Annotated in this window: 5 protein-coding genes and 1 pseudogene; all 6 read left to right on the top strand. The window is 70.0% G+C overall.

The window, feature by feature from the left end; translation table 11 throughout:
* Positions 1-123 precede the first annotated feature (123 nt).
* The gene (gene nirD / locus AC1DOC_RS13405; protein WP_478081013.1) at positions 124-582 is read left to right on the top strand and encodes a nitrite reductase small subunit NirD; all 459 of its coding nucleotides are present in this window, start codon (positions 124-126) and stop codon (positions 580-582) included.
* A 23-nt stretch (positions 583-605) separates the two neighbouring features.
* Complete coding sequence (locus AC1DOC_RS13400; RefSeq protein WP_478081012.1) at positions 606-3401, top strand: nitrate reductase; 2796 nt, start codon at positions 606-608, stop codon at positions 3399-3401.
* Between the two features lie 47 nt (positions 3402-3448).
* A complete protein-coding gene (ybiB, locus tag AC1DOC_RS13395) occupies positions 3449-4354 on the top strand; it encodes a DNA-binding protein YbiB (RefSeq protein ID WP_012748627.1) in 906 nt (301 codons plus the stop codon).
* Complete coding sequence (cobA, locus tag AC1DOC_RS13390) at positions 4351-5157, top strand: uroporphyrinogen-III C-methyltransferase (protein ID WP_478081011.1); 807 nt, start codon at positions 4351-4353, stop codon at positions 5155-5157. Before ybiB ends, cobA begins: the two co-directional genes overlap by 4 nt.
* Positions 5158-5296: 139 nt before the next feature.
* Positions 5297-6415 (top strand): ABC transporter ATP-binding protein, encoded by a 1119-nt coding sequence (locus AC1DOC_RS13385; protein WP_478081010.1) that lies wholly within the window; start codon positions 5297-5299, stop codon positions 6413-6415.
* A gap of 88 nt (positions 6416-6503) precedes the next feature.
* Positions 6504-6722: pseudogene (locus tag AC1DOC_RS13380) on the top strand (ABC transporter substrate-binding protein); the annotation flags it as partial.
* Positions 6723-6732 lie beyond the last annotated feature (10 nt).

Below are 6732 nucleotides of genomic sequence, written 5' to 3'. Positions count from 1 at the left end.
CTCGACGGCGAACCCGACCCGTGGTTCGAGTCGAGCCAGGCGTCGGTGGATGTGCGGCAGTTCACGCCGGTGGCGGTGGTGGATGACAAGGCGACCCAGGCGGCCTGAAAGGAGCTACAGCAAATGAGCAACAACAACAGCAACCCCAACAACAGCGGCAACGAGTGGCAGGTGATCTGCCGGGTCGAGGACATCCCGGTGCTGGGGGCGCGGCGGGTGGCGCGGCCGGTGGGCGTGGACGTGGCGGTGTTCCGCAATGCCGAGGACCAGGTGTTCGCGCTGCTGGACCGCTGCCCGCACAAGGGTGGGCCGCTCTCCCAGGGGATCGTGTTCGGCACCAGCGTGGCGTGTCCGCTGCACAACTGGGCCATCGGGCTGGAGGACGGGTGTGCCAAGTCGCCGGATGAGGGGTGTACGCCGAAGTTTGCGGTGAAGCTTGAAGACGGCCAGGTCATGATGAACATGGTCGAACTGAAGACGCATGCCCTCGACCTGGCACCGCCGCGCGCCGGCCCCGGTGCCGCCACGGCTGGCAAGCTGGGCGACGAGACTTTCGACGTGCAGGCGCCGCACGGCAGCTAGGCGCGAAACAGAGGCATCGATCCATGGCTGAGACTCGCTCCACCTGCCCCTATTGCGGCGTCGGCTGCGGCGTTGTCATCGAATCCGATGGCGCCCAGATCACCGGCGTGCGCGGCGACCCCGATCACCCCGCGAATTTCGGGCGCCTGTGCACCAAGGGCTCGACGCTGCACCTCACGGCGACGGCCACGGTCACGCGGCAGACGCGGCTGCTGCAGCCGATGCGGCGCGCCGAGCGCGGCGCCACGCCCGAAGCCATCGGCTGGGACGGCGCGCTCGACATGGCGACGGACAAGTTCGCCCAGGTCATCCGCGACCACGGCCCCGACGCCGTGGGCTTCTATGTCTCGGGCCAGTTGCTCACCGAGGACTACTACGTCTTCAACAAGCTCGCCAAGGGCCTCGTCGGTACCAACAACATCGACACCAACTCGCGCCTGTGCATGAGCAGCGCGGTGGCCGGCTACAAGCAGACGCTGGGCGCCGATGCGCCGCCCGCCTGCTACGACGACCTCAAGCATGCGCAATGCCTTTTCATCGTGGGCAGCAATGCCGCGTGGGCGCATCCGATCCTGTTTCGCCGCATCGAGGATGCGAAGGCCGCGAACCCGGGGCTCAAGATCATCGTGGCCGATCCGCGCCGCACCGACACGGTCGAGATCGCCGACCTGTTCCTGCCGATCCAGCCCGGCACCGACGTCATGCTGTTCAACGGCATGCTGCACCTGATGCTGTGGGAAGGCTGGACCGACAACGGCTACATCGCAGCCCACACCAGCGGCTTCGATGCACTGAAGGCCACGGTGCGCGAATGCACGCCCGACAAGGTAGCGCAGATCTGCGGCATCTCGAAAGAAGACCTGCTCGCCGCGGCGCGCCTGTTCGCGACTTCGCCCGCGACGCTGAGCCTCTATTGCCAGGGCCTCAACCAGTCGTCAAGCGGCACCGCCAAGAACGCGGCGCTGATCAACCTGCACTTGGCCACCGGCCAGATCGGCAAGCCCGGCGCCGGCCCGTTCTCGCTCACGGGCCAGCCCAATGCGATGGGCGGGCGCGAAGTGGGCGGCCTGGCCAACCTCTTGAGCGCGCACCGCGACTTGGCCAATCCCGCGCACCGGGCCGAAGTGGCGGCGCTGTGGAACGTGCCCTCGGTGCCCGAAAAGCCCGGCAAGACCGCGGTCGAAATGTTCCAGGCCGCGGCCGACGGCGAGATCCGCGCGCTGTGGATCGCCTGCACCAACCCTGCCCAGTCGATGCCCGACCAGGCCACGGTGCGCCGCGCCCTCGAGCGCGCCGAGTTCGTCGTGGTGCAGGAAGCCTTTTCGACCACCGCCACCTGCGCCTTCGCCGACCTGCTGCTGCCCGCCACCACCTGGGGCGAGAAGGAAGGCACCGTGACCAACAGCGAGCGCCGCATCTCGCGCGTGCGGTCCGCGGTGGCGGCGCCCGGCGAGGCGCGCCATGACTGGTCGATTGCCGTGGACTTCGCGCGGCGGCTCGAACAGCGGCTCGGCGCCACGCCCACGCTGTTTCCGTACGAGACCGCCGAGTCGGTCTGGAACGAGCACCGCGAATCGACCCGCGGGCGCGACCTCGACATCACCGGCATGAGCTACGCGATGCTCGACAGCGCGGGACCGCAGCAATGGCCGCTGAAGGAAGGCGAGGCCACCGGCCGCGCACGCCTCTACGAAGACGGCATCTTCCCCACGCCGGACGGCCGCGCGCGCTTTGTCGACACCGTCTACAAGCCGGTGGCCGAGGCGCGCGAGGCGCGCTATCCGTTCTCGCTCAACACGGGGCGTCTGCGCGACCAGTGGCACGGCATGAGCCGCACCGGCACCGTCGGCCGCCTGTTCGGCCATGTGGCCGAGCCGCTGGTGCAGATGAATGCGCAGGACATGGCGCGCCGCCAGCTGAAGGACGGCGACCTCGTGCACCTGACCTCCAAGCGCGGCTCGATCCTGATGCCTGTGCAGGCCAGCGCCGAGATCGGCCTGAGCCAGGCCTTCGTCGCCATGCACTGGGGCGAGGAATACCTGAGCGGCTGCTCGTCGACCGGCACGCCGCTCGCGGGCATCAATGCGCTGACCACCTCGGCCTACTGCCCCACCTCGAAGCAGCCCGAGCTCAAGCACACGCCGGTCAAGATCCTCAAGGCCGAGCTGCCCTGGTCGCTGCTGGCCATGGCCTGGCTGCCGCCCGACGCCGCGCTGGCCGCGCACCAGGCGCTCAAGCCGATGATGGCGATGTTTCCGTTTGCCACCTGCGTGCCGTTCTCGGGCAACACGCCGGGCGAGGAACGCAGCGGCATCCTGTTCCGCGCCGCCGCGCACGATGCACCGGCCGACGAAACCATCGACCGCATCGAAGGCCTGCTCGGCCTGCGCGGCAGCGATGCCCTGCGCTACGCCGACCGCCGGCGCGGCCAGCGCCGCGTGGCGCGGCTGGTGCGGCGCGCCGACGGCAATGCCGGCCTCGAAGCCTTCCTGCTGGGCGGCGACACCAGCGCCGAAGCCTGGATCGGCACCCTGCTGCGCGAGGAGATTCCGGCGCAGAGCTACGGCCGGCTGCTGCTGTCGCCGGGCGCGCGCGCGCCGGTGGCGGTGCAGTCGCGCGGACATCCGGTCTGCACCTGCTTCAACGTGACCGACCTGGCGATCCAGGCCGAACTGGGCCGCTGCACCGGCACGCCCGACGAGCGCCTGGCCGCGCTGCAGGGTGCGCTGAAATGCGGCACCAACTGCGGCTCCTGCCTGCCCGAGCTCAAGCGCATGGTGCGCGCAACGCCCGCCGAGACCGTGGCCGAGGGTGCATAAGCCGACTTGCATTCCGGCATAAGCATTGCGGGACAATCGGCGCACCCATGGGAATCAGCCAATACATCAAGGAAATCGGCCGCGGCGCGCGAGGCGCCAAGCCGCTCACGCGCGAACAGGCCGCCGACCTGTTCGGCCAGGTGCTGGACGGCACCGTCACCGACCTGGAGATCGGAGGCTTCTGCCTTGCCATGCGCATCAAGGGCGAAACGCCCGAGGAGATGGCGGGCTTCCTCGATGCCACGCATGCCAGGCTCAACCGCCTGCCCGCGGCCGACCGCCCGCTCATCGTGCTGCCAAGCTACAACGGCGCGCGCCGGCTGCCGGTGCTCACGCCGCTGCTGGCGCTGCTGCTGGCGCGCGAAGGCCTGCCGGTGCTGGTGCACGGCAGCGCCACCGAAACCTCGCGCGTGCTGGCGTCGAACGTGCTGGAGGCGCTGGACGTGCCCGCGCTGCCGGCCATCCGCAAGATCCCCTCGGGCGAGGTGGGCTTTGCGCCGACCGAGCTGCTCAATCCCGCGCTCAAGCGGCTGCTCGACGTGCGCCGCGTGGTCGGCCTGCGCAACCCTGGCCACAGCGTGGTCAAGCTGATGCAGCCGACCACCGGCCCCTGCGTGATCGTGGCAAGCTACACGCATCCGGAATACGCGCGCACCATGGGCGAAACCTTCGAGCTCATGGGCATGACCGCCCTGCTCTCGCGCGGCCTCGAGGGCGAAGTGGTGTCCGACCCGCGCCGCACCGCGCAGATCGACGGCTTCGTGCGCGGCGTGCGCAGCGAACTGCAGGCCCAGGAAAGCGGCACGGCCAGCGAAGTGCCGGGCCTGCCGAAGGAGATCGACGTCGCGACCACGGCCGCGTACACGCGGCGTGTGCTCGATGGCGAGCTTCCCGTGCCGGAGGCCATCGCAACGCAAGTGAGGCACATCACGCAACTGGCATCCCACGCATGAACAAAGCCACTTCTTCATCCACCGCCGGCAGCTGCACGCTGGTGGGCGCCGGCCCCGGCGACCCCGAACTGCTGACCCTCAAGGCCGTCAAGGCGATCCAGGCCGCCACGGTGCTGCTGGTGGACGACCTCGTGAGCGACAGCATCCTGGCCTCGTATGCGCGGCCCGATGCGCGCATCGTGCACGTGGGCAAGCGCGGCGGCTGCAAGAGCACGCCGCAGGCCTTCATCGAGCGGCTCATGATCACCGCGGTGCGCGAAGGCGAAACCGTGGTCCGGCTCAAGGGCGGCGACCCCTTCATCTTCGGCCGCGGCGGCGAAGAAGTCGAGCACCTGCGCGAAGCCGGCATCGAATGCACGGTGGTCAACGGCATCACGGCCGGCCTCGCGGCCGTCACCTCGCTGGGCGTGCCGCTCACGCACCGCGACCATGCGCAGGGCGTGGTGTTTGTCACGGGCCATGCCAAGACCGGCGCCGGCGCGTCCGAAGACCCGACCGACTGGCGCGCGCTGGCCGCCACCGCGCACAGCGCGCGGCTCACGCTCGTGATCTACATGGGCGTGGCGGGCGCCGGCCACATCGAACGCGAACTGCTGCACGGCCTGCCCGGCGACACGCCCGTGGCCGTGGTGCAGCACGCGAGCTTGCCGCACCAGCGCCACGTGGCGACCACGCTCGGCAAGCTGCAGGCCGGCATTGCCGAAGCCGGCATCGCGAGCCCCGCGGTGATCGTGGTGGGCGACGTGCTGCGCGGACTGGCCGCGGCGGCGCTGCCGGCCGACGCGAACCGCTTCGGCACCTAGGCTTCCGGGTTTCGCGGCGAGGGCCCGGCGGGCATCGCACGCTCGGTGCCTCGGGGCCGCAAGCCACCGACGTGGCATGGAGCGTGCTTAACGCCAGCATGCTCGCCTTCCGATCATTTTTCGCCCCCCGGGCCCCTCGATGAGCGCCGCCGCCATCGCGCCCCCGCCCGCCGCCGTCGAGGTCGTCGCGCTCAGCAAGCGCTATGCCGCGGGCACGCCCGCCGCCGTCGACCAGATCGACCTGCGCATCGCGAGCGGCAGCTACTGCTGCCTGCTGGGCCCCTCGGGCTGCGGCAAGAGCACCACGCTGCGCATGATCGCGGGCCACGAGTCGGTCACGAGCGGCGACATCCTGCTGGACAACCGCAACATCACCAACCTGCCCGCGGCCGCGCGCGGCACCGCGATGATGTTCCAGAGCTTCGCGCTGTTCCCGCATCTTTCGGCGCTGGACAACGTGGCCTTCAGCCTCAAGATGAAAGGCACCGGCAAGGCCGAGCGCCAGAAGCGCGCGCGCGAGCTGCTTGAGCGCGTGGCGATGGGCCACCTGGCCGAGCGCAAGCCCGGCGAACTCTCCGGCGGCCAGCAGCAGCGCGTGGCGCTCGCGCGCGCACTCATCACCGAGCCGCGCGTGCTGCTGCTCGACGAGCCGCTGTCGGCACTCGATCCGTTTTTGCGCATCCAGATGCGCGCCGAGCTGCGGCGCTGGCAGAAGGAACTGGGGCTGACCTTCGTGCACGTCACGCACTCGCAGGAAGAAGCGATGGCGCTGGCCGACACCATGGTGGTCATGAACCACGGCGTGATCGAGCAGGTCGGCTCGCCGCACCAGGTCTACAACCATCCGGCGAGCGAATTCGTGGCGCGCTTCATGGGCGGCCACAACGTGTTCGACACGCCCGCCGGCCCGGTCGCCGTGCGCAACGACCACATGCGGATCGCCCGCGGCGATGCAGCCGGCGGCTTGGCCGCCACGGTCACCGACGTCGAATACCAGGGCACCTACGTGCTGCTCGGCCTCGCGCTGCAGGACGCCGCGCCCGGCCGCGGCAGCGTCTCGGTGCTGCTGGGCGAAGCCGCCTTTCTTGCCAGCCCCCATGCGCCCGGCGATGCGGTGCGCCTGTCCTGGGCCGAAGCCGATGCGCGCGTGCTCGGCCCCGGCGCCAAGCCGCCCGCCGAACGCGTGCCGGTGCCGGCCGCGAGCGGCAGCCGGCCCGCACGCGACGACCTGGCCGCGCTCGCGAGCATGCCGCTGTGAGCGCGCGGCCGTTCTTGCATTGGCTGCATTTCCGTTCGCTTTTTTTCGCGTTCCCTCCCCTGCTTTTTTCTTCCACGGAGACTCTTCCATGACCGACCCCATCGACTCGTCCGCCGGCCTCCAGCGTCGCACCCTGCTGCAAGGCACCGCCGGCATCCTGGCCACGGGCATTGCGCCCTTCGTGCATGCGCAGGAAAAGATCGTGCTGCGCTACCTGGGCACGGCGGTGAACCAGGACAAGGCCATTGCCGAGAAGTTCAAGGCCGACACCGGCATCGAGATCCAGTACGTGGCCGTGACCACCGAGTGACCACCGA

It is taken from the genome of Variovorax sp. 01T439_2, from assembly GCF_056398445.1.
This window is presented reverse-complemented; position numbering and strand designations above follow the sequence as displayed.